This window comes from Spirosoma sp. SC4-14 (assembly GCF_037201965.1).
GTDB lineage: Bacteria > Bacteroidota > Bacteroidia > Cytophagales > Spirosomataceae > Spirosoma.
The window spans coordinates 995,775-1,016,910 of sequence record NZ_CP147518.1 but is presented as its reverse complement, the minus strand read 5'-3'; the positions used below and the strand labels follow the sequence as shown (position 1 = coordinate 1,016,910).

Genomic DNA, 21,136 nt, shown 5'->3' with positions numbered 1-21,136 from the left:
ACTTATTTTAGCGGAAAAATTTATATCTACCGACCGTAACGACTTTTAATTAACGAAGATACAATGAAATCACCGGACGGTATGATTAGTATAGTCGTACCAGCATACAACGAGGAGGAGAACCTGCCCGTTCTGGTTCATCGTCTTATGGCTGTAATGGAGCCTTATCCATCATTTGAACTATTAATAGTTGACGACGGGAGTTCTGACCAGACTCGGTATGTGTTGCGGCAACTGAGTAAGGAATATCCAGTTGTTCGATTCATATCGTTTTCAAAAAACTTTGGCCATCAGATGGCCTTACGGGCAGGTTACGAAAATGCCCGTGGTAAAGCTGTTATTTGTCTGGATGCCGATCTTCAACACCCACCCGAACTAATTCCAACCTTAATCCAGAAATGGTGCGAAGGCTACGACGTTGTCTATACCGTTCGTCAGCCTGATCCCAACTTATCGTGGTTTAAGCGGAATTCATCAAAATATTTTTACACGCTACTCCGCAATATATCGGGCCTGACAATTGAAGATGGTGCAGCCGATTTTCGATTACTCGACCGAAAGGTAGTTGATACGCTCAATCAGTTTAAAGAAAACGATCTTTTTTTGCGGGGGGCCATTTCGTGGGTTGGTTTCCGGCAGTGTCGGATATTATATGAACCGGCTGCCCGCTATGCTGGCCGCTCGAAATACTCGCTCCGGAAAATGATGCACCTGGCAGCCATGGGAATTACGTCCTTCTCGACTAAGCCACTCTATCTGTCGGTGCTGCTGGGGTTCGGCATGTTTTTGTTCGCCACTTTGTTTGGAGCGGAGGTGCTGTATGAGAAATATTTTACCAACACAACCGTATCGGGCTGGACATCACTGATCTTATTAATGGTGCTCATTGGCGGTGTTCAGTTCATTATTATTGGTATTATTGGTATTTATTTGGGAAAAACATTCGTGGAGGTTAAACAACGGCCTGCTTATATCATTGGAGATACGAGTGAAATTGAAGAGACGGAAACAACATGGCAGAGTTCAGCTACCGACAAAGAACAATTTTATTTACCGTTGACGTAGAAGAATTCGACACTGCTGTTGAATTCGGTCATACCATTTCACTAGCAGAACAAATTGCCGTTTCAACGCAGGGTCTGCGCTTATTATCCGATCGATTCGATTCTGTAGGTGTCCAAACTACGTTATTTACAACAGCCAACTACGCTCTGCACGAACCAGCACTAATTCGGGAATTAGCCCAAAAACATGAAATAGCTTCTCACGGCTATTTCCATACAACATTCGAACCGGCCGATTTGCTTAAGTCACGACTGGCTCTGGAAAAATTGCTCGGGCAGCCCGTTACCGGATTCCGCCGTGCCCGCATGGGTTTTGTTGACCCAACAGACATACAACAGGCTGGCTATCAGTATAACTCATCACTTCATCCGACCTGGCTACCGGGTCGTTATAATCATTGGGGTGAGCCCAGAAAGCCTTTCGTTGAATTGGGAGTCTGGCAGATACCCGCGTCCGTAACGCCAACCCTACGGCTACCGCTGTTCTGGCTGAGTCTGAAAAATTTTCCGTTTTCGTTCTACAAACAGCTTTGTTTGCAAACCCTAAAAGCCGATGGGTTTTTAAATCTGTATGTCCATCCCTGGGAGTTTACGGACCTGGCAGCTTACGAAAAGATTCCGGCCTACGTTCGTCGGTATTCCCGCAATGAGTTACTGAATCGGGTGGAGAACTTACTGCGGTTTCTGCAACCACATGGAGATTTCAATACGATGAGCGAGTTCACAGCATCACTCACTCAAACAGCATCAGTTAAAGCCTGAAGCTGTTTACAAACACGAAGGGGGCCGTTGATCAACGGCCCCCTTCGTGTTTGTAAACATAGCTATCAAATAAATATAACATCGTCAATCACATCGGCTCCCATGTCTTTATTGACTAACTGAATAAGTTTCTGTTTGGCATTAACAAGTTCGTTGCGCAACGGAGCAGAGGCAATTTCAATGTGCAGTTTACGATCACGAACATAGAGCCGATTTGTACGGGAAGCAATCGATGTACCCATCATACGCCCCCAGAAAGCCTCCAGATACGTTTCATTAAAACGTGTTTGGAGTTGGTATGCTTTAAGCAGTTGCCCGATTGCATCCTTTACGGTTGTAGTGCCGGCTGTTCGGGTAGCATTCTCGCGGTTATAACGGTAGGTCTGGCTCATTGTGAGGTATCTTACGCACAAAAGTACGCAACGATAAAACTAAACAAATATACCGTCCTAAAATGAAATTGAAAAAATAAGGTAACGGTTAGAAAATAGCCTTAGGGTTTGGATTGGCGCCGTCTGCCTATTATACTTGCGTTATCAAGTCAATTACCAGATGTCAAGTATACTACCATTGGCATCAATTGATTTATACAGAAGCGAGGAGAGAACAGGCTCTTAGAATCGCTGGCAACCTACCACACGGCAAGGTGCTAACTCCTGCCTAAAGCAACCGCAGTGGCGGACCGTTAGGGACTATAAATCGTTAACTCACATGTTCTACAACCAGCGTTGTATGCCCAGAGAGGCCTACTAAGCAGCACTCACCTCTTCGCACGGCCAAAACCGGGAGTGGTTTTCGTGTATTTATCTCTTTCATCGTATTTCAGCCATATTGCTCCTGCAGTGCTGAAAATTCAACCGAATCAGCAAACGCATTATCCTTTGGACCTCCATTATTTCGATTATAAATACTCTTTCCCGCTCGAATCGGGTAGCAGCCTGCCCGGCTTTCGGTTAGCATATACCACCCGTGGCACCTTAAACAGCGAAGGAACCAACGTTGTTTGGGTGTGTCATGCCCTCACGGGCAATGCAGACCCTGGCGACTGGTGGGGTGGCATGATCGGGACAGGCAAGTATTTTAATCCAGACACCCATTTCATTGTTTGTGCCAATGTGCTGGGCTCCTGTTATGGCTCAACGGGGCCCTTATCCATCAACCCGGCTACGGGCCAGCCGTTTTACCATGATTTTCCATCTGTTACCATACGGGATATGGTCGAAGCACTGGACTTGCTTCGGCAAGAACTTGGCATCGAAAAAATTCAAACCTGCATTGGCGGTTCGGTAGGTGGTGAACAGGCCATCGAATGGGCTATTATGCGCCCTAACCTGATCGGAAATCTGGTTCTGATTGCTGTTAGCGCCGTAGCATCGCCCTGGTGTATTGCCTTCAACGAAGCTCAGCGAATGGCCATTGAAGCCGATCCGACCTGGCTGGAACAACGCAACGACGCAGGGGCTTCGGGCATGAAAGCAGCCCGCGCTATGGCCATGATCTCCTACCGCAACTACGACACCTATGGCTTTACTCAGGCACTGGATAACAATGAGCAGCTAGATGGCTACAAGGCGGCCAGCTACCAGCGTTATCAGGGCGAAAAAATAGCCGAACGATTTAATGCCTTTACCTATTGGACGCTTTCGAAAGTAATGGATTCGCACAATGTGGGCCGGAATCGCGGAAGCATTCTAAACGCATTGGCTCAAATTAAATCCAGAACCCTCGTAATTGGTATTCGTTCAGACCTGTTGTTTCCTCCCTCGGAGCAACAGTTTCTGGCCCGGCATATTCCCGATGCGATTTACGAAGAAATCGACTCACTGTATGGCCATGATGGCTTTTTGATCGAATTCAGGCCTCTGGCGGCTATTCTCCGAAAATGGATGGCAACTGAAAATGGCCCTAAAAAAGCCATTGAAGAACTTAAAAAATAACTATTTACCAGAATTCCCCCTTAACCAGATGATCTGGTACGAAGACGAAGTTCGACAACTCGAAGCAAAGCTAAAAGCAATTCCTCCTACCCCAAACCGGGTTGTTTTTTATGGAAGTTCATCCATCAGGCTCTGGTCGACATTAGACCAGGACTTTCCACAAACTAACCCATTGAATCTGGGATTTGGCGGTTCTACTCTGGCAGCGTGCGCCTGGTTCTTTGAACGTTTGCTGATGCCAACATCTCCCAAAGCAATCGTATTTTATGCGGGTGACAATGACTTGGGCGACGGCCGACACCCCGAAGAAGTTTATTTGTTTTTCCGTGCCTTTGCCGGAAAAATGAGCCAATATCTGCCCGATATACCGGTGGCTTATTTATCCATAAAAATCAGCCCAGCACGCTGGAATATTAAAGATAATATCCGTTTTACGAATAAACTGATTGCCGACGAAGTCAGTAAACTACCTGAGTTCCGAACAATTGACATGACCACTCCCCTACTGGGAGCTGATGGCAGACCGCGCCGGGAGTGTTTTGAATCCGATGGTCTGCATTTAAGCCCTCTGGGCTATCAGGCATGGCAACGCGTGCTTCGGGAGTCGCAGTTTTTTTAATAATTTATTTACTTAGAAGTTACTAAAGTTTGCCGTAAAGTCCGCAATTTCACTGGCGTTTACAACCATATCTATGCAGCGTAAGTATCATAAATGGTTTAGCCCGAATCTAAACCGCGATATGGAATTGCTGATCTTTGGCCATACCGGGGCTCGTGTATTGGTGTTCCCTACGCGTCGCGGGCGATTCTATGAGTATGAAAATATGGGGTTGGTCGATGCCTTGTCCGATCGGCTGGAGAACGGCTGGCTTCAATTGTTTTGTGTTGACAGTGTTGACCGCGAAAGCATTTATAATCGCTATATTTCTCCGCAGGATCGTATCCGTCGACACCGGCAATATGAGCAGTATATCCTGAACGAAGTGCTCCCCTTTTCCCGACTCCAAAATCCACAGCCGTTTATGATTTCGCACGGTTGCAGCCTGGGAGCCTACCACGCGGCCAATATTGCGTTTCGGCATCCGCAATGGTTTGGCAAACTGGTCGCTCTAAGCGGTCGATACGATTTATCAGCACCTGTTGCCGAGTTCCGTAGCCTATTCGACGACTACTACGACGAGGATATTTACTACAACAATCCTAATCATTTTCTACCTAATCTGGAAGATGCCAGTATTCTCAACAAGCTGCGTCGTATGCAGATTGTGTTAACCGTTGGCGCTGCCGATCCGTTTTTGAGCAGCAATCTTGCTCTTAACGAAACCCTGCAATTGAAGAACATACCCCACGAATTTTATATTTGGGATGGCAGAGCCCACCAGGCCGATGATTGGCACAAAATGGTGCAAATCTATCTGTAAATCGTGTTTTTGAGGCCTACAGATAGCCTAGCCCTAAGGTAATTTCGCGGCTAAATCCAGATAGGGCAACAGCAAATGATGCACAAAAATTGTTTTTGGGTTATCGGGATACTTCCTGAAATAATCAGCATCGGCCAATAAAGTCACAAACGTTCCCGTCCGAACGTAATCGCTCGATTGGTAAAATGTTGGCGGAACATACTCTTTCAAATTCGTTTTAACATAGCGCCCGGCAAAGTCGCCTAAATATTTCAGATAATACTTACGGGCCTTTTTCGCAGGCTTTGAGAGTTTATTATAGACGTAACGAAGGGCCAGATTCTTCGGAAATTTCTGTTTTTTGGCCAGCGCCGGAATATTGGCAAAGGGATTGGTAGTATTGAAGTCGTCGAGTGTCTGGATGCTAATGGGTGTTTCGGGCACCCAATCGGCCGAATTAACGACAGTGAAGCTCCAGCCGCCAAATGTCATAGCTTCGTAGGTATAGGCATAGTAGAGATTGCCAGGCTTAGGCGCAGCACTACAATACGTTTTAAAATGAATTCTTGACGGAATCCGCCCCTGCTGCTGCAACTGCCGCAGGTGCGACGTCACCAAATACGAAATTGCCCCTCCCTGGCTATGCCCCATGATATAAAAATCTGAAATACCTGCCCGAACACACGAATCAATTTTTGGCAGAATAGTCTGCGCCAGAAAAGCGGTTCCAATTAGCCAGCCAACGTGCACAGCAGCCTGCGGATGTTCGGCCAGTTGGTAATCAAATTGATAATTGTTCGACAAAGTCAGGTGACCTTTTGCCGGCACCATGGCCGCATAGAAATTCTCCAGCCATCCGGTAGCTTCCAGCGTTGTTCCCCGAATGCAGATCACAGCTAACGAATCGGGCGAGGTCCATAAATCCCAGCGATTGTCGAGTCCGACAACGGGCGAGCGATAGGCAAACGCAAAACGTTTAGGTTTCGGAATTGGACTATCCGGCGGTAAGGTATCGACCTGACGGGCAAATACACTCATTAGTTCAATATATTCTGCCTTGTCAAATCCGGGTTTAAGTTTCTGGCCATAGATGGCAGTCGACAGTGTGATTAGTGCAAGAAACGCAGCAATTTTTTTCATACAAGTCTAAAAAGAGGTCAGGAAAACATTTAGACTTTTGCTTTTATGGAAAGCAAAAGTCTGAGTATAACTACTCACTTACTAGTTAGATACGGTTGCGATGAACTAACCTGCTCAACAAGGTTTTCTGCGCGTAACAAGGCTTCGGCATATGGTTCATAAAGTATTCGACCAGGAGGTTTAACGGACAAATCGGCATCCCATAAACCCGAATGATGCCAATGTTCGGGATGATCCCAATCGGGCCGGTCAATGATTGGATACAGGCAAATACCCCAAAGGGGAATACCCAATTCCAGAATTTTGGCACACTCCCGCCCAATCATTTCTATCCAGACCGGTCGATCGATACCCGGATGGCTGGTTTCGGATAATACAATTGGCCTCTTGTAGCGTCGATAAGCTTTTGTAAGCAATCGACTCAAAGGAAACCAGCGAGGATCAGGAACCGCGTCATTCCATCCTAAAAACTGGTCAGTGTTATTAATCCACTGATTATTGTAGTAATAGTTGAAACCCAGTATATCGAGATATTCGGGCATCCCGCCCAGTTCGGGAGCAACATAGCCTGCCAGCATGTCAACCGATTGAAACTGGTTTTCGTCGGCAATGGCCGCATCAATAAGTTCCTGCTCGGTTGCATTTAAGGGTGGAACCATCTGTACCAGAGGCTCTGTAGTCAGGATTCGAATAGACGGATCGATCTCACGCATGGCCGCTACGCCCTCAATGTATGCACGCATCAGCCCGATTTTCACTTCCCAGCCTTGTTTGGTGCAGTAGGGCGATGTGCCACAGGCATCGCCACCCAGCCACGACATAAAGCTAACTTCATTGATAGGTGTTACAATCAGTTCCTCGTCGGGATAGCGATCGCGGTAGAAATGCACAAATGCGCGGCAGAACGCTGCAAACCGGCGGGCAAACATCGGATGCAGGGGTGTCAGATCGTCGGGATAGCCAAAGTGGCACAAGTCCCATACTTGCTGAATCCCTTGCCGATGCCCTTCCAGCAACATCTGTTCAACATCGTTCCAGTTGTATTGATAGGCCGTTTTTTCGACCTGACTCCACCGAAGCCCTTCCCGAACGGTCTGAATAGAAAACGGTTCAAGGCGCCGATAGTCGTCTTTTAGCAACTGCAAATGGCCCGTCATGGGTAGAAAATCGACCCGGTTTCCAAAGCAATTGAGTTGGTCTGTACACTCATAACCGGCCCACCAGACCGACCGAAACGGATTATTGGGCAACTGTGCAGGCAACGTTAGCATCAGAAAATAAGCCTTCTGGCAGGTAGTGTTGTTCAATATGGACAAAAACTATCTGGCAGGCAAAAAAGGCCCAATTTCATGAGGGAAAGGTATTTCGGGATAATGCAGCCTACTTAAAAATTACGGTAACGCCTGAACGATGGCAATGACCAGTTTGGCCGAATTCCGGGCGGCTGTTGGATAAAATTTGTCGTAGGCAATATGAGCTTCGGCGTCGGCCCTGTCGCTCAGGCTACGGATAATCAGATGAGGAACCTGAATCTGATAACATACCTGCGCAATAGCAGCCCCTTCCATCTCCGTCGCATCGGCCGCGAAATCGGAACGGAGACTACTCACTTTAACAGGAGACGCTACAAATACATCGCCGGTAACCACTGTTCCGGTCATGACCTTAACCGGTCGGTCGGATACCCCACCCGATGCAAGTGGTATTCCCTCCAGTTTTAAGCCTCCTGCAACCAATTCTGCTAACCGAAGCAAGGCCGAATCAGCAGGAAAATAAACTGGATTAAACTGTTTGGTAATGGCATTTCGCGTCTGACGCGTCGGTGTATTTTTATCAGTAATCGAACTATAGTCATGATGCGCCGTTCGACCAGCAATCACAATATCGCCGGGTTGCAAATCAGGATTTGTTCCACCCGCAATCCCCGTAAAGAGTACCCGCTCGGGTCGAAAATGATCGAGGAGCAACGTGGTAGTCATAGCTGCATTTACTTTGCCGATACCCGTTTCGGCCACTACAACCTTATGGTTTCCAATGCGACCGGTTGTGAAGGAAACCCCGTCGATGAGGACTGTCTTTGGTTTTTTCAATGTTTGCTTCACCAATTCGACCTCCGCTCCAAATGCACCCAACAACCCCGTAACAGAACGAGCTTTATACCGTTGAGCAAATACAACCTGGGAGAGTAGAAGTAGTACGAAACAGAGTTTTTTCATAGAATTTGGCAGAACTTGCCCGAATTGACGCATTTAAATGGGTATTGAAGCCCATTGAGCATCAAGTTACAGCAAAAATCTTTGCCAGAAGCCGGGAAAGCGGCAACAAACAGAAAACCAGCAGAGCTAGCGGAAACGAAGCAAAAGCAGCCACCCAGGCCGCATTCATAACAATGAGCGACAAAACGCCCGCCCGTACGGCCAGGCCAATATTCCGACCAACCGGTTCCCGAACGGCACGCCAGAGTGGCGGAAAAATATAGTATCCGAACAGTACCAGAAAGGGAAAAGCAGTTCCTAACTGCTGCCGTTGCTGGGCCAATGCCGCTACGCACCCAATTACCAGTGCATATAACAGTCCGGCCGAACGCAGTGTAGCAACATTACCGCCATGCACTTCGCCCCGGCTGATCATGGTTATGGCCGCAATGTAGGCAATCGGCACCAGACCAACCCAGGCCCAGGGTAGCACCTGCTCTGGAATGATACTTACGCCCAAAAGCAGATTCAGACCGCGACATAAGCCCATATTGACTGGCCCAAGAATGTTGTGATGTTTGCCAAACCGGTCATAAACCAGCGAGGCAATGGCAATAGCAATTGCAAGTATCCCCGCCGTCTGATTAACCAGAAACGAGAACACTATGCCCAGCATCAGCAAAATAACACCTAGTGCTGCGGCCGTATTCTTACTGACAACGCCACTCGGAATTGCCCGTTCGGGCCGCTCAATCGCGTCGAGGTCGGCATCAAAAACATCATTAAAAACGACTCCTCCCCCATACAGGCAAACCGTTGCCAGCGACAACCAGCCAACAGCTGCCGGCGGTGGATTCGGAATCAGAAAATAACCGGCTATGGCCATACCCGCCAGCACATCGGCAATAGCCGTAACCAGGTTGGCAGGACGCATGAGCGAGAGGAGTGCTTTTAACATGTGCGAGGAGAGCGGGGTGTTGCGGGGAAGGCGGGGTATTGCAGGGAATAGCATATCCATGCAATACCCCGCCTTCCCCGCAACACCCCGCTATTTCCCCGCCTTATTTAATAATCGTTGATTCTTTATCGACTCGCGGAGCCTGTCCACCGCGTAAAATTGAACTGCCATTATACCGCTGGCTCTGGTCAATCTCTAATGGCTGAAGCAATTCTTCCAGATTAAGCTGGCCACTTTGCGCAAAAGCCGTTACGGCGTTGGTGAAGGTTACCAAGCGTATGGCTTCGTCCGATATTCCACGCTCTTTCATCAGCGCGGCCGTTTTCGGAACGGCAAGTGGATCGCTGATGCCCCAGTCGGCAGCCGAATTGATCATAATATGGTCAGGGCCATATTGTTTCACAACCTCTACCATACGTTCGTTACCCATTTTTGTAAACGGATAAATCGTAAACCCGGCCCAAAAACCCCGATCCAGCACTTCGCGCACCGTTTCCTCATTGTTGTGGTCAACAATTACCATACCGGGGTCTATGCCATGCTCCAGGGCAATATCCATGCTCCGGCTCGTTCCCTGCTTTTTGTCGCGGTGTGGTGTATGAATCTGCACCGGAAGGCCAGCTTCTCTGGCCAGTTCGAGTTGCGCCCGGTAGTATTTTTCTTCGGCCGCCGTCTGATCATCGAAGCCAATTTCGCCAACACCCACTACGCCTTCTTTATAGATGAATAATGGCAGAATTTCCATAACCTGCTCGGCCAATTCTTCCTGATTAGCCTCTTTCGAGTTAAGGCCAATGGTACAATAGTGCCGAATACCAAACTGCGATGCCCGGAAGCGCTCCCAACCGACCAGACTGGCAAAATAATCCCGAAACGAATCAACACCCGTACGCGGCTGACCGAGCCAGAAGGCTGGTTCAATCAGTGCAACAACGCCCGCATCGGCCATGGCCTGATAGTCGTCGGTAGTCCGGGAAGTCATGTGAACGTGCATATCGAAAAACGACATACCACGAATCGAGTCCATAAAATTCATGAGTAATTCAGCGTTAAAGGCATTCTAATAAAATCCAAATCAGGGGGTAAAGTTCCACAAAAATCTGTCTTCATCCTGCATGAATTTTTAGCCGTATTTTAATCGACTTTTTCCAAACCCTTAATTACCTCATTCGTTTTATAAATAGATATAAAATTTTAATGCCATACTGGTGTTATATAATTAGTCGAATACTTATTCGACAGGTATGCCAAACAACAAATAGACCTATGGTACTCCAACAGCTAAAAAAGGACCGATGGATACTTTATGTGCTACTTCTGCTAACAATTGGCGGAGGGCTTACGGCCTGTAAAGAGAACGCCATCAACGATTTAAGCCCCGCCGATAGTCCGGTTTATATCACAAATTACGATCGGAATATTAATTTCAGTCAGTATAAAACCTATAGCCTTCCCGACTCTGTTGTGACCGAATCGAATACGGGCTATGAACCTACCCTGGGGCCGCTCGAAAGCCGGTTTGTATCGAATGTCGCGAGTGCCCTAACGAGTCGTGGGTTTCAACGGGTAGCTCGTGGCGACACCGCCGATTTGGGCGTTGCCATTATTAGGGTTAACAATCTGTATACGGGTGTAGGATTAAATCCCTACGGTTACTATGGCGGCTATTGGGGCGGCTATTATGGTGGGTTTGGTGGCTATTATCCGTATTATCCGAGCTATTATACCTATCAGGTTGCCGATCAGTACTGGGAAATTCAGATAGTAGATCTGAAAAACCAGCCCGCTACGACTCCAGGCTCAGAACCTCAACTCACTGTTATTTACGATGCTACCGTTCGTGGTGCCGACGTTTCTACCCAACAGGATGTAGATGCAGCAACCACCGCAATTTTCAATCAATCGCCATACTTACAGGCAGCGAACTAAACCGTATGAAATCGATCCTAGCTTTGATAGCCTTGCTTGCCTTTTCGACGGCAACATGGGCCCAGAACAATCGCGACGACTATGCAACGGCATTTCCGTCGATGTATCAACAATATGTTACCTTCAATATTGCAGCCCGGTATGGGGTTTCGATGCCACTTGGCGGTCAGAAAGGCTATATTGATCGGGTTTCGCCAACCAATTTTGCGCTCGAAGGCGAATGGCTTTTCCCGCAACGATTTTCAATCGGGCTAAAAACGGGTTACCAATACACCCAGCAACGATTGGGGCGCCAGGTTTATAGCTACTCATCCGACAATTCTGGTCAGGATGTTTCGGCCGTTCAGACCCGTACGTTATCGATGATTCCGGCTATGGCTTCGCTTTCGTATTACTTTGCCGATAATGCAGCGGCCATTCGCCCCTATATCCAGTTTGCGGGTGGTGGTGCTTTTGTTGACTATACTAACTATTTTGGAACGCTCGCCGATCAGAAAAGTGGCTTTAAGGGCGCTATTGCACCGGCAATTGGCCTGAAATACTATGGCAAACGCGAGCAGGGCTTAGGTGCTGAAATTCAGGCCCAATACCAAAATGTGTTTTTCAATTACGATTTTCTGAAAAACAGCAGTCCATCGCTAATGTTGTCTGTCGGCATTTCGTATCGGTGGTATTAGGTTTATGGTTGCTCTGCGGCAGGCTGGCTCTACCAAGCGAAGCAACCATAAACAATAAACCCTGAACCGGTTTTCCTACATTAACTCTTCAATATGCGGGGGCAAACTACGCCCGGCAGCCCGACGTTCGGCAGCATAATCGGCCAGCGTGTGAGCCAGTCGGGCGTTTTTGCGCTCGGTCAGGCCGGTAATCTGAGTAACGTCTTTATCCGTAAAAAAAGCTTTCAAAATCAACTGATTCCAGGCTGCTTCGTCGAAGTAGTCGGCAGGGTAAGGATTATGCAACATGATGGCCGATTGTACGTCGGCAATGTTATTACGAATACCTTCTGTTGCCTGAAAGCGCCATGCTTCCGGAAAAGCCAGCACCGGCAAGGCCGAATACAACGCAACCAATTCGTTTAATTCACCCGCCTTAAATAATTCCGTAATTGTTTTTACATAGTGCGCTTCATCATCGGCTGGCAGTTGAAGCAACCACCACACCCGCGCCAATCGGTCGAGTGTCCAGTCGGTCACGGTAAATCCCGGACGAAGGCGTTCCAAAGCAAACGCCATATCGGATGGTACCACAATTAGTTGTTTGCCAACAAAACGCGGCATTGCCGTGAAAACACGATAAAATACGGGAACCTGCGGCCCCGCCTGTAGGGCATCGGCTTGTTGGCGAAGGTAGTTAACCGCTTTTTCAGAATTGGGTTGCTGCTCAATCAGGTAGAACAGCGTCTGGCTCATTTCTAAGATATTCATGGCGATAGGTAGCCGGAACGATCGCATTCGGGCAAACCGGAATTTGACTCGTCCAGACCTGATAAAGTTACTTTTTCGCCTTGGGATGCGCCTGATCGTAGGTTTTCTTCAGTTGCTCAAGGCTTGTATGTGTATAAATCTGTGTTGCGGCTAAACTACTGTGCCCAAGTAAATCTTTTATGGCATTGAGGTCGGCTCCCCGGTTGAGCAGATGCGTTGCAAACGAATGACGCAGCACGTGCGGGCTTTTCTTTTCGAGGGTGGTTACTACGTTCAGATGCCGCTTTACGATCCGCTGAATCAGCACTGGATAGGCCGGTACGCCTTTATCGCTCACAATCAGGTAAACTTTGTCGGCCTGCCCGGTAAATGTTTCGTCTTTGAGCTGGTTGTATTGCTGAATCAGCTCGAACAAAGGTTGGGTTAGCGGTACGATCCGGTGTTTGTTTCGCTTCCCCAGAACCGTAATATGCTTCTCATATAAGTTTATATCAGCCGTTTTCAGACCAATTAACTCACTCAATCGAATACCTGTTCCGTAGAGTAGTTCGAGCACCAGTTTATCGCGAATACCGTCAAACGTGTCGGTAAAGTCGACATCGTTCAACAACATTTCCATTGGTTTTTCTTCCACATATACCGGGAGTTTTTTGCTGGCTTTCAGCGCCTGGACCTTTGTCATGGGGTCTATGGAAATCACTTTTTGGCGCAGCAGAAAGCCATAGTAGCTACGAAGTGTCGCAATTTTTCGGTTTACCGACGATTTATCCAGACCACTTTCAACCAGACTTACAATCCAGGAACGAATTTGCCGAAAATCGGCCAGTTCGGGCCGATCGAGATTACACTCCGTTGCCATAAACACGCCAAATTGCCCCAAATCGTTCGCATAAGCCGTCAGCGTATGATGGCTCAGGCGTTTTTCGAAACGGATATGCTGAAGGAAGTCTGAACAAAAAGCGGGATTATCTGGACTGATCGGATTCATTTTGCTCTTCTGATTTTGCAGACCAAAGCTAATCATGTTAATTATGGGATTTAGCAACATCACAAAAATCAACGTCACAAAAAAAGCAGCAAACATCACTGCCTGCTGCTTCTATTGTCTTGATTGGCATTCCGAGGATCGCTGACTGCGCATTCAGCAATTCCGACTATCACAGCCGAACGCCAACTGCACCCCACTGGCTAGATTTTCAAATCTATTGCTCGTTGTGGTTGCCGTACATTCTTTCTTTGTAGGCGGCTTTGATAATCTCAGTACGACGCTTTACCGACGGTTTTTGGAAAGCCGTCCGCGACCGCAACTGCCGTAACACGCCCGTTTTTTCAAACTTCTTTTTGAAGCGTTTGAGGGCCTTGTCAATCGACTCGTTGTCTTTTACGTTAACAATAAGCATGTTTTAAATATTGTGTTTTAGCTAAAACCGGACGGCAAAGGTAATAGATTTGCGACTATGAAACAAGCTATTATTGATTTAGGAACCAACACTTTTCACCTGCTTATTGTCGAAAAAACCGGCAATTCGTACAAAACGCTCTTCAAAGAAAGTCGTCCGGCTAAAATTGGGCAGGCCGGTATCAATCAGGGGCTTATCACCGAAGAGGGTATCGGTCGTGCGTTAACGGTTCTAACCTATTTCCGACAAATCCTCGACCAACATGCTGTAGTGCCCAACCAGGTGGTAGCCATCGGAACGAGTGCCATTCGGGTTGCCCGCAATCAGAACGAATTCGTCGATCGGGTTCGGCAGGAAACCGGCATCCCGATTCAGGTTATTTCGGGCGAAACGGAAGCCGAGTATATCTACAAAGGCGTACGAGCCACTGGCGTGCTGGATAACGAAACCGCACTCATTATGGACATTGGTGGCGGTAGCGTTGAATTTATTCTGGGAAATGAGAATCGGATTTTCTGGAAGCAAAGCTTTGAAATTGGTGGTCAACGGCTTCTCGAACGCTTTATGCCCGGCGCGCCCGACCGTTCTGATCCAATTAGTCCAGCCAGTATGCGCAAGCTTTATGATTATCTTCAGGAGCAACTACTACCGTTGGCGAATGCCATTCATCAGTATCAGCCAACGGTTCTGGTAGGGTCGTCGGGGTCGTTCGATACGCTGGTCGATATGTGGTATATGCACGAACTTGGTCATTTACCCGATCCTGCACAGAATGCCTTTCAACTTCCTGTCAACGAATTTTACCGGGCTTTCGAATTACTCATCAGCCGATCGCATGCGGAGCGGATGCAAATTTCGGGCATGATTGAACTACGGGTCGACATGATTGTTGTAGGCGTTTGCCTGATCGACTATGTATTGAAAACCTACTCAATTTCGCAGATCAGAACCTCAACCTACTCACTGAAAGAAGGCGTTTTGGCTTCGCTTAGCCAATAAGCAGGAGCATCGGGAAGCGAACAGGTAAGTTTCGGCATAAATTGACTTTTAAGGCCAGTAGTCTGACACGCTACCGTCTATATCCTCGTTGTTCCTTATTCCTTTTACCCAATGAAAGCTGAAACAAACGCTCGTTCGTCGTACAGCAACCTGATTTATACTGCTCTGATTATTATGGCCGTAGTGGTGGCCCTGTCATTTCCGGGTCTGTTTACGCAGGTTGGCGATTTTCCGCTAAAGAAACTCATTGTGCCCTTGCTTCAGATCATTATGCTGGGTATGGGTACAACTATGGCAATCAAAGATTTTGAGGGCGTTATTCAGCAACCCAAAGCCGTTTTTATAGGCGTATCCTGCCATTTTCTGATTATGCCTCTGCTGGGCTATACACTGGCGAACGTGTTTAAATTCCCACCCGAAATTGCAGCTGGCGTTGTCCTGATCGGGTGCTCACCGAGTGGCCTGGCCTCTAACGTGATGTGCTTTATCGCCAAAGCGAATGTACCATTGTCCATTACGGTTACTACCCTATCGACCCTGCTGGCCCCTTTTCTGATGCCTGCCCTGATGAAACTGCTGGCCGGGGAGTTTATTGAGATCTCGTTTCTGAAAATGATGATCGAAATCATGGAAATCGTTATTCTACCCGTTATTGTTGGCCTGATTCTGAACCGTATTTTCCATAAATCGGCCGTGATTATTAACCGGGTGATGCCGCTGATCTCGATGGGCGGTATTGTTCTGATTGTAGCAATCATTACGGCCGCCGGACGCGACAGTTTGCTCACTGTAGGCTGGACACTGGCCCTCTGCGTGCTGATTCATAACCTCACTGGCTTTACGCTCGGCTATTGGTCGGCCCGGCTGTTTGGCATGGACGAACAAAGCAGCCGAACCGTTGCAATTGAAGTTGGCCTCCAAAATGGCGGTTTAGCCTCTGGCATAGCGGTTCAAATGGGAAAAGTAGCTACGGTTGGTCTGGCTCCTGCCCTGTTTGGTCCCATCATGAACACAACAGGTTCGTTACTGGCTACCTACTGGAGCCAAAATCCGCCCAAAGAAATAGCTCCCCAGGCCACCCCTGCCGTGAAAACGCAGGACGTATAAATAAACTTGACTAACCCAGCCATTGCTTCTTACCAGGTGGCCATTTTTAGTTGAAAGACTGCCTGAATTCGAGGGGCGATAGCTGTGTCTTGGTCTTGAAAAGCTTACTGAAAGATGCCAGGTGCTCAAAGCCGAGTTCATAAGCGATCTCACTGACCGACAAATTTGTAGTCGATAGCTTTTCCTTCGCCAGTTCAATCAGCTTGTCATGCAGATGCTGCTGCGTACTTAGCCCCGTGAGTGACTTAAGAAGTCCGCTTAAATAGTTGGGAGAGATATTCAACGATTCGGCAATGTAAGCAACTGTTGGCAAGCCCTGTTCGGCCAAAGCACCGCTAGTAAAGTATCGTTTCAGTAACTCTTCCAGGCGGGTCAATATCTCGTGGCTGGATGCCTTTCGGGTAATAAACTGGCGCTGATAGAACCGGTCGGCATAGGTTAATAGCAATTCCAGTTGTGCAACAATTACACTCTGACTAAACCGGTCGATATGGGTATGATATTCCTGTTCCATATTTTTGGCTATAGCTGTCAGCATCGTTTCTTCCTTATCTGAAAGATGCAATGCCTCGTTGGCAACATACCCAAAATAACCGTACTGTTTAATGGTTTTAGCTAGTTGTGTGTTCCACAAAAGATCCGGATGGAATAAAATCATCCATCCGGAGGGATTATGAACCTGATCTTTTTCAAACTCAACAGTTAGCACTTGTCCCGGTGCCATAAAGTGAAGCACGCCATCATCGAAGTCATGGGGCTGCTGGCCGTATTTCATTCTAACATGAAAATTCTTCTTCAAGGAGATTGAATAAAAATCAAAGGCCCTTGTAAAAGACCCTTCTGCCAACGGACGGTTCAGCTTTTCGAGGTCAATGACACTGATAAGGGGATGAGCCGGACTGGGCAAACCAGCCAGTCGGTGAAACTCGCCAATCGACTTGATCCGGATGATTTGCTTGTTCATGACACCACAAGATAGCGTAATTAGTTGAAGTAGATATCAGTGGCAAGGTCATCGGGCAAGGATGGGTGCTCCGGATGCCAGTTCAGGCGTTCCTGGGTGAGCTTACTGGAAGCCGGGCAATCGATGGCCGCAAACGCAGCAAACGGGCCAAAATGAGCAGGAGCCTCTTCGGGTGCTATGGATACCACCGGAATGTTCAGTTTTTTACCGATCGCTTCTGCAATCGTTTTTAAGGTAATGGCTTCATCGCCAACGGCATGATAGCGGGCTCCCGTTTCTCCTTGCTCCAGCGCCAATCGATAGAGACGGACAGCATCCAGACGATGGACGGCATTCCAGCGGTTGAGCCCTTCGCCAATATAGGCCGCTACCCCTTTCTGACGAGCAATGTTAATCAGCATCGGCACGAACCCATGATGATCGCCCTCACCATGAACCGACGGCGATAATCGGATTGCTACTGTCCGAACGCCCTGATCGGTAAACGAAAAACCAGCCGACTCCGAAACGCGCGGAAATTTATTGGGATCATGCTGGCTCTTCCTATCTTCGGTAGCCAGGATGCCAGGGCTAACCAGTGCCGTACCAGAAGTAACGATAAACGGACGGCCTGAGCCGGCCAGTGTTGAACCCATGGCTTCGATAGCCAGTCTGTCTATTTCACAAACCTCCTTGAAGCGGGAAAAATCATGAACAAAGCCAGCATGGATTACGCCGTCGGCAGTTGCGGCTCCCGTTTGCAAACTAGCCAGGTCCTGAAGATCACCCCGATGGACGGCAGCTCCCATGGCCAAAAGCGAATCGGCAGCCGCCTGCGAACGTGCCAGCCCTAACACCTGATGACCAGCTCCTATCAATTCTTTAACAAGGGCAGAGCCAATAAATCCTGTGGCTCCGGTAATAAATACGTTCATCTATGTCGCTGTTTTAGTAAGACAAAGGTCAGTAGAAGCAGGCTGCTCTATTTTGCCGGATCTCAGGTTTGTTTAGCCAAATCGTGGTCGTATCGAGCGATTAACAGTATAGAGCAATACGCCTATGCTCCTAATCAGTCTGCCATGAAACAATTATGCTGACATGGGTGAGGCAGAGCAACTAGCCCATCGATCGATTCTGCTATGGCTCAATACTTTCACCACAAAAGTTGCATATACAACTTTTGCAAAACATATTTAGGGTATGGATACCGAAACGTACTGTATAGCGGGACGGCTGCGAATGCAGGCACGCATACTAACCAGCCGTTACAACGGAGCTTTCTTACCATTGGGCGTAACCTTTACCCAGGCAGGACTGCTTATGCACCTGTTTGCTCAACCCGGTATTAGGCAGGCCGCCTTAGCGAAAAAGCTGCAAATCGAAAAATCAGCCATGAACCGGGATGTGAAGCTTCTGCAAAAAAACGGCTGGTTAACCAACGATCTGCGACATGGCTTGTTTTTAACCGACCATGGCACCAGCCTGGCTAAACGCTGCCACAACATCTGGAAAAGCCTGAATCAGCAGGTTTACAACGAGCTTGGGCCCGACATTGTAGGTGGGCTAACGGCTCTTTCACAAAAATTGATTTTCTGACTTTTTACTGACGGCTCATTCAGAGGCCAAACTCCTGCAAACAGAGTTAACATTTGACTATGAAACCCGATTTTCTACAAACCAACCGCCAGGAATCGGCCAGGTCGTGGTGGTTTCGAACGGTGCTCAACTGGTATCCGATGTATTTCGGAACGGGTGGCCAGATTTTATTCTGGTCGGCCGACTGGCGGGAAGTACACATTCGTTTACGCCGAAACATCTGGACTTATAACTATGTAGGCACCATTTTTGGCGGCAGTCTGTTTTCGGCCACCGATCCGTTTTACATGGTCATGCTACTGAAAATTCTGGGCAACCAATATGTTGTCTGGGATAAATCGGCCAGTATTCGATTCCGCAAACCAGGTCGGCAAACGTTATACGCCCGCTTTGCTGTGACCGATGAACACCTCGAAACCATCCGCCGGGAGGTAGAAACCCATGGACAAACCGAGCACGTTTTTACGGTTCAATGGCTCGATAAACAGGGAGTTGTACACGCTGAGCTTGACCGTTTATGCTACATTGCCGAAAAAGGCCATTACGAACAGCGAAAAAAAGACCGGCAACAATCGCGATTTCAGCGGTAAGCCCCCAACACTACCTGCTGCATGCTTGAAAATCATCTTATAGTCCAGCGTACTGCTCGTTATTATACGATTGGCCAATTGACCGAACAAACCAGATCGGTCTGGTTTTGCCTTCACGGCTATGGTCAGTTAGCTCAATATTTTGGTCGGAAATTTTCAGAACTCGACGATGGCCGAACAATGGTTGTGGTTCCAGAAGGATTATCGCGTTTTTATTTGAATAACGAATACAAACGAATTGGTGCTTCGTGGCAAACACGGGAAGACCGGGAGCACGAAATTGAGGATTTAACAGCGTATTTGAATTCTCTCTATGATCGGATACTCTCCCCAGATCTCAACCTCCACATTACCGTATTAGGCTTTTCGCAGGGGGCAGCCACGGCCTGTCGCTGGCTTAACCATGGCCATATTCGAATCGATCGGTTGATTTTATGGGCTGGATACTTTCCGGATGGTCTCCAAAATCTGGTCGATTTACCCCGTTTGGCATCGGTTGAAACGCACTATGTATATGGCGACCAGGATGCCTACCTCCTTACACTCAACAAAGAGACTTTTCTGGCCCAAATTCAGACTGACATACCAGCCGTAAGCATAACTGAGTTCAACGGTGTACATACAGTAGACACCGGCGTTTTAAAGAAATTTATATAAAATATAGAATAGGCACTATTTTATCTATAAATACTATAGAAAAAGACACCTTATAGTCAATTTTAGAATGAGCAGTCTCTTAGAGAGAAGAAATACCGATACTTTCATGCCAGTGATCCGTAATTTTTTCAATAAATTTCGAACACAATACACCATCAATTAAACAATAAGTATAAAAAATATAAATTCAGAAAATAAAACTAAACTTATTTCATGTCGATCCTTGCTCGAAATAATGTTCGTCTGGTCGGTAATCAGCAAGCAGACAAGACACTGGTTTTTGCACATGGATTTGGCACCGACCAGAGCGCCTGGAAAGAAATCATTCCGGCCTTTACCGATGGTTATCGGATTGTTTTGTTCGATTATGTAGGTGCTAACGAAGCCACTACCCCCTTTTTCAACCCACGTAAGTATAAGCAGCTTTATTCATATGCGGATGATATTCTCGACATATTTGAAGAGCTCAAATTGGAGGATGTCATTTTTATTGGTCACTCAGCCGGTGGTATGAGCGGAACACTGGCCGCCATTCAGGAGCCCGATTGGTTTTCGCGGTTGATTCTTCTGAACGCTTCGCCCTGTTACACCAACGAAGAAAGTTATGTAGGGGGTTTTAGTCATGAAGTGCTGGAAGATCTGTTTGCGCAAATGGAAGGTAACTTTCATGCCTGGGCCAGCGGGTTTGCCCCCATGGTGATGGCCAACCCAACTCGTCCTCAATATGCCCAGGCTTTCACCAAAACCCTATCGGCAATGCGGCCGGATGTAGCACTGGCCATTGCAAAAGTTATTTTCTATTCCGACCACCGTACCGATATTACTCAGTTACCCCACCAAACCCTACTCATTCAGGCCAAAGAAGACATTGCTGTGCCGAATGATGTTGCTTATTATATGGAAAAGCAGATGCCTAATGCTATTCTCGCCTTTGTCGATACCGAAGGGCATTTGCCACACATAAGTGACCCTGCCAAAGTAATCAAAGCTATCCAGCCTTTTCTGAGCTAAGTTAATCATATTCCACATCGC

The 21,136-nt window shown here is 47.6% G+C and carries 24 protein-coding genes and 1 riboswitch; of the genes, 13 read left to right on the top strand and 11 right to left on the bottom strand.

Translation table 11 applies throughout. From position 1 onward, the window contains the following. Nucleotides 1–63 precede the first annotated feature (63 nt). The gene (locus tag WBJ53_RS04190) at nucleotides 64–1,065 is read left to right on the top strand and encodes a glycosyltransferase family 2 protein (protein WP_338874800.1); all 1,002 of its coding nucleotides are present in this window, start codon (nucleotides 64–66) and stop codon (nucleotides 1,063–1,065) included. After that, the gene (locus WBJ53_RS04185; protein WP_338874799.1) at nucleotides 1,014–1,826 is read left to right on the top strand and encodes a polysaccharide deacetylase family protein; all 813 of its coding nucleotides are present in this window, start codon (nucleotides 1,014–1,016) and stop codon (nucleotides 1,824–1,826) included. Before WBJ53_RS04190 ends, WBJ53_RS04185 begins: the two co-directional genes overlap by 52 nt. 65 nt (nucleotides 1,827–1,891) lie before the next feature. On the opposite strand, the gene WBJ53_RS04180 is transcribed toward WBJ53_RS04185, so the two are convergent. Continuing rightward, nucleotides 1,892–2,218 carry a DUF721 domain-containing protein gene (locus tag WBJ53_RS04180; protein ID WP_338874798.1) on the bottom strand — a complete coding sequence of 109 codons (327 nt, stop codon included), beginning with the start codon at nucleotides 2,216–2,218 and terminating at the stop codon, nucleotides 1,892–1,894. Between the two features lie 190 nt (nucleotides 2,219–2,408). Then, nucleotides 2,409–2,527, top strand: a riboswitch (SAM riboswitch). A 180-nt stretch (nucleotides 2,528–2,707) separates the two neighbouring features. Here WBJ53_RS04180 and metX point away from each other — a divergent pair. The 3 genes from metX (at nucleotide 2,708) to WBJ53_RS04165 (ending at nucleotide 5,184) form a co-directional block, all read left to right on the top strand. Beyond that, nucleotides 2,708–3,763, top strand: coding sequence for a homoserine O-acetyltransferase (metX, locus tag WBJ53_RS04175; protein ID WP_338874797.1), 1,056 nt, complete (start codon nucleotides 2,708–2,710; stop codon nucleotides 3,761–3,763). 28 nt (nucleotides 3,764–3,791) lie between these two features. Beyond that, nucleotides 3,792–4,382 (top strand): GDSL-type esterase/lipase family protein, encoded by a 591-nt coding sequence (locus tag WBJ53_RS04170; protein WP_338874796.1) that lies wholly within the window; start codon nucleotides 3,792–3,794, stop codon nucleotides 4,380–4,382. A gap of 73 nt (nucleotides 4,383–4,455) precedes the next feature. Further along, nucleotides 4,456–5,184, top strand: coding sequence for an alpha/beta hydrolase-fold protein (locus WBJ53_RS04165; protein WP_338874795.1), 729 nt, complete (start codon nucleotides 4,456–4,458; stop codon nucleotides 5,182–5,184). Between the two features lie 33 nt (nucleotides 5,185–5,217). On the opposite strand, the gene WBJ53_RS04160 is transcribed toward WBJ53_RS04165, so the two are convergent. The 5 genes from WBJ53_RS04160 to WBJ53_RS04140 all read right to left on the bottom strand — a co-directional run bounded on the left by WBJ53_RS04160 (nucleotide 5,218) and on the right by WBJ53_RS04140 (nucleotide 10,492). Further along, nucleotides 5,218–6,303 carry a lipase family protein gene (locus WBJ53_RS04160; protein ID WP_338874794.1) on the bottom strand — a complete coding sequence of 362 codons (1,086 nt, stop codon included), beginning with the start codon at nucleotides 6,301–6,303 and terminating at the stop codon, nucleotides 5,218–5,220. 74 nt (nucleotides 6,304–6,377) lie between these two features. Next, nucleotides 6,378–7,574: an amine oxidase gene (locus WBJ53_RS04155; RefSeq protein WP_338874793.1), complete on the bottom strand. Its 1,197-nt coding sequence runs from the start codon at nucleotides 7,572–7,574 to the stop codon at nucleotides 6,378–6,380. Nucleotides 7,575–7,694: 120 nt separating this feature from the next. Further along, entirely contained in the window at nucleotides 7,695–8,519 is an 825-nt protein-coding gene (locus tag WBJ53_RS04150) for a 5'-methylthioadenosine/adenosylhomocysteine nucleosidase (protein WP_338874792.1), read from the bottom strand. A gap of 61 nt (nucleotides 8,520–8,580) precedes the next feature. After that, nucleotides 8,581–9,456: a UbiA-like protein EboC gene (gene eboC / locus WBJ53_RS04145; protein ID WP_338874791.1), complete on the bottom strand. Its 876-nt coding sequence runs from the start codon at nucleotides 9,454–9,456 to the stop codon at nucleotides 8,581–8,583. Nucleotides 9,457–9,559: 103 nt separating this feature from the next. After that, the gene (locus WBJ53_RS04140; RefSeq protein ID WP_338874790.1) at nucleotides 9,560–10,492 is read right to left on the bottom strand and encodes a TatD family hydrolase; all 933 of its coding nucleotides are present in this window, start codon (nucleotides 10,490–10,492) and stop codon (nucleotides 9,560–9,562) included. Between the two features lie 230 nt (nucleotides 10,493–10,722). Here WBJ53_RS04140 and WBJ53_RS04135 point away from each other — a divergent pair, with 230 nt between their 5' ends. Together WBJ53_RS04135 and WBJ53_RS04130 are read left to right on the top strand one after the other, a co-directional pair. Next, the gene (locus tag WBJ53_RS04135) at nucleotides 10,723–11,385 is read left to right on the top strand and encodes a DUF4136 domain-containing protein (protein ID WP_338874789.1); all 663 of its coding nucleotides are present in this window, start codon (nucleotides 10,723–10,725) and stop codon (nucleotides 11,383–11,385) included. Nucleotides 11,386–11,390: 5 nt separating this feature from the next. Continuing rightward, nucleotides 11,391–12,062, top strand: a complete 672-nt coding sequence (locus tag WBJ53_RS04130) for a hypothetical protein (protein ID WP_338874788.1) — start codon at nucleotides 11,391–11,393, stop codon at nucleotides 12,060–12,062. A 75-nt stretch (nucleotides 12,063–12,137) separates the two neighbouring features. Here WBJ53_RS04130 and WBJ53_RS04125 read toward each other — a convergent pair whose 3' ends face one another. The 3 genes from WBJ53_RS04125 to rpsU form a co-directional block, all read right to left on the bottom strand. Beyond that, on the bottom strand, nucleotides 12,138–12,812 hold the full coding sequence (locus WBJ53_RS04125; protein WP_338874787.1) for an EboA domain-containing protein: 675 nt from the start codon (nucleotides 12,810–12,812) through the stop codon (nucleotides 12,138–12,140). A gap of 67 nt (nucleotides 12,813–12,879) precedes the next feature. After that, nucleotides 12,880–13,800, bottom strand: a complete 921-nt coding sequence (locus WBJ53_RS04120) for a tyrosine-type recombinase/integrase (RefSeq protein WP_338877152.1) — start codon at nucleotides 13,798–13,800, stop codon at nucleotides 12,880–12,882. Nucleotides 13,801–14,014: 214 nt separating this feature from the next. After that, entirely contained in the window at nucleotides 14,015–14,212 is a 198-nt protein-coding gene (gene rpsU / locus WBJ53_RS04115; RefSeq protein WP_338874786.1) for a 30S ribosomal protein S21, read from the bottom strand. 57 nt (nucleotides 14,213–14,269) lie between these two features. Between rpsU and WBJ53_RS04110 the strand changes: the two genes are divergently transcribed. Together WBJ53_RS04110 and WBJ53_RS04105 are read left to right on the top strand one after the other, a co-directional pair. Continuing rightward, on the top strand, nucleotides 14,270–15,211 hold the full coding sequence (locus WBJ53_RS04110; protein WP_338874785.1) for a Ppx/GppA phosphatase family protein: 942 nt from the start codon (nucleotides 14,270–14,272) through the stop codon (nucleotides 15,209–15,211). A gap of 111 nt (nucleotides 15,212–15,322) precedes the next feature. Further along, a complete protein-coding gene (locus WBJ53_RS04105; protein WP_338874784.1) occupies nucleotides 15,323–16,318 on the top strand; it encodes a bile acid:sodium symporter family protein in 996 nt (331 codons plus the stop codon). Nucleotides 16,319–16,364: 46 nt separating this feature from the next. Here the strand turns inward: WBJ53_RS04105 and WBJ53_RS04100 are convergent, their stop codons facing one another. Both WBJ53_RS04100 and WBJ53_RS04095 read right to left on the bottom strand, forming a co-directional pair. Continuing rightward, nucleotides 16,365–17,282, bottom strand: coding sequence for a helix-turn-helix transcriptional regulator (locus WBJ53_RS04100; RefSeq protein ID WP_338874783.1), 918 nt, complete (start codon nucleotides 17,280–17,282; stop codon nucleotides 16,365–16,367). 20 nt (nucleotides 17,283–17,302) lie between these two features. Beyond that, the gene (locus tag WBJ53_RS04095) at nucleotides 17,303–18,196 is read right to left on the bottom strand and encodes an SDR family oxidoreductase (protein ID WP_338874782.1); all 894 of its coding nucleotides are present in this window, start codon (nucleotides 18,194–18,196) and stop codon (nucleotides 17,303–17,305) included. 265 nt (nucleotides 18,197–18,461) lie between these two features. Between WBJ53_RS04095 and WBJ53_RS04090 the strand changes: the two genes are divergently transcribed. From WBJ53_RS04090 to WBJ53_RS04075, 4 genes are all read left to right on the top strand, one after another. Further along, the gene (locus WBJ53_RS04090) at nucleotides 18,462–18,857 is read left to right on the top strand and encodes a MarR family transcriptional regulator (RefSeq protein ID WP_338874781.1); all 396 of its coding nucleotides are present in this window, start codon (nucleotides 18,462–18,464) and stop codon (nucleotides 18,855–18,857) included. Between the two features lie 59 nt (nucleotides 18,858–18,916). Continuing rightward, nucleotides 18,917–19,447: a DUF4442 domain-containing protein gene (locus WBJ53_RS04085; RefSeq protein ID WP_338874780.1), complete on the top strand. Its 531-nt coding sequence runs from the start codon at nucleotides 18,917–18,919 to the stop codon at nucleotides 19,445–19,447. A gap of 21 nt (nucleotides 19,448–19,468) precedes the next feature. Further along, a complete protein-coding gene (locus tag WBJ53_RS04080; protein WP_338874779.1) occupies nucleotides 19,469–20,104 on the top strand; it encodes a phospholipase in 636 nt (211 codons plus the stop codon). Nucleotides 20,105–20,317: 213 nt separating this feature from the next. Beyond that, a complete protein-coding gene (locus WBJ53_RS04075) occupies nucleotides 20,318–21,115 on the top strand; it encodes an alpha/beta hydrolase (RefSeq protein WP_338874778.1) in 798 nt (265 codons plus the stop codon). The last annotated feature ends 21 nt before the right edge of the window (nucleotides 21,116–21,136 follow it).

Bases quoted from the DNA above. Each gene is read 5' to 3' on its own strand.
- WBJ53_RS04110 (WP_338874785.1), top strand. From the start codon at position 14,270: ATGAAACAAGCTATTATTGATTTAGGAACCAACACTTTTCACCTGCTT.
- WBJ53_RS04170 (WP_338874796.1), top strand. From the start codon at position 3,792: ATGATCTGGTACGAAGACGAAGTTCGACAACTCGAAGCAAAGCTAAAA.
- WBJ53_RS04180 (WP_338874798.1), bottom strand. From the start codon at position 2,218: ATGAGCCAGACCTACCGTTATAACCGCGAGAATGCTACCCGAACAGCC.
- WBJ53_RS04080 (WP_338874779.1), top strand. From the start codon at position 19,469: ATGCTTGAAAATCATCTTATAGTCCAGCGTACTGCTCGTTATTATACG.
- rpsU (WP_338874786.1), bottom strand. From the start codon at position 14,212: ATGCTTATTGTTAACGTAAAAGACAACGAGTCGATTGACAAGGCCCTC.
- WBJ53_RS04120 (WP_338877152.1), bottom strand. From the start codon at position 13,800: ATGAATCCGATCAGTCCAGATAATCCCGCTTTTTGTTCAGACTTCCTT.
- WBJ53_RS04130 (WP_338874788.1), top strand. From the start codon at position 11,391: ATGAAATCGATCCTAGCTTTGATAGCCTTGCTTGCCTTTTCGACGGCA.
- WBJ53_RS04155 (WP_338874793.1), bottom strand. From the start codon at position 7,574: ATGCTAACGTTGCCTGCACAGTTGCCCAATAATCCGTTTCGGTCGGTC.
- WBJ53_RS04185 (WP_338874799.1), top strand. From the start codon at position 1,014: ATGGCAGAGTTCAGCTACCGACAAAGAACAATTTTATTTACCGTTGAC.
- WBJ53_RS04085 (WP_338874780.1), top strand. From the start codon at position 18,917: ATGAAACCCGATTTTCTACAAACCAACCGCCAGGAATCGGCCAGGTCG.
- WBJ53_RS04190 (WP_338874800.1), top strand. From the start codon at position 64: ATGAAATCACCGGACGGTATGATTAGTATAGTCGTACCAGCATACAAC.
- eboC (WP_338874791.1), bottom strand. From the start codon at position 9,456: ATGTTAAAAGCACTCCTCTCGCTCATGCGTCCTGCCAACCTGGTTACG.
- WBJ53_RS04125 (WP_338874787.1), bottom strand. From the start codon at position 12,812: ATGAATATCTTAGAAATGAGCCAGACGCTGTTCTACCTGATTGAGCAG.
- WBJ53_RS04075 (WP_338874778.1), top strand. From the start codon at position 20,318: ATGTCGATCCTTGCTCGAAATAATGTTCGTCTGGTCGGTAATCAGCAA.
- WBJ53_RS04140 (WP_338874790.1), bottom strand. From the start codon at position 10,492: ATGAATTTTATGGACTCGATTCGTGGTATGTCGTTTTTCGATATGCAC.
- WBJ53_RS04090 (WP_338874781.1), top strand. From the start codon at position 18,462: ATGGATACCGAAACGTACTGTATAGCGGGACGGCTGCGAATGCAGGCA.
- WBJ53_RS04105 (WP_338874784.1), top strand. From the start codon at position 15,323: ATGAAAGCTGAAACAAACGCTCGTTCGTCGTACAGCAACCTGATTTAT.
- WBJ53_RS04150 (WP_338874792.1), bottom strand. From the start codon at position 8,519: ATGAAAAAACTCTGTTTCGTACTACTTCTACTCTCCCAGGTTGTATTT.
- WBJ53_RS04135 (WP_338874789.1), top strand. From the start codon at position 10,723: ATGGTACTCCAACAGCTAAAAAAGGACCGATGGATACTTTATGTGCTA.
- WBJ53_RS04100 (WP_338874783.1), bottom strand. From the start codon at position 17,282: ATGAACAAGCAAATCATCCGGATCAAGTCGATTGGCGAGTTTCACCGA.
- WBJ53_RS04095 (WP_338874782.1), bottom strand. From the start codon at position 18,196: ATGAACGTATTTATTACCGGAGCCACAGGATTTATTGGCTCTGCCCTT.
- WBJ53_RS04165 (WP_338874795.1), top strand. From the start codon at position 4,456: ATGCAGCGTAAGTATCATAAATGGTTTAGCCCGAATCTAAACCGCGAT.
- WBJ53_RS04160 (WP_338874794.1), bottom strand. From the start codon at position 6,303: ATGAAAAAAATTGCTGCGTTTCTTGCACTAATCACACTGTCGACTGCC.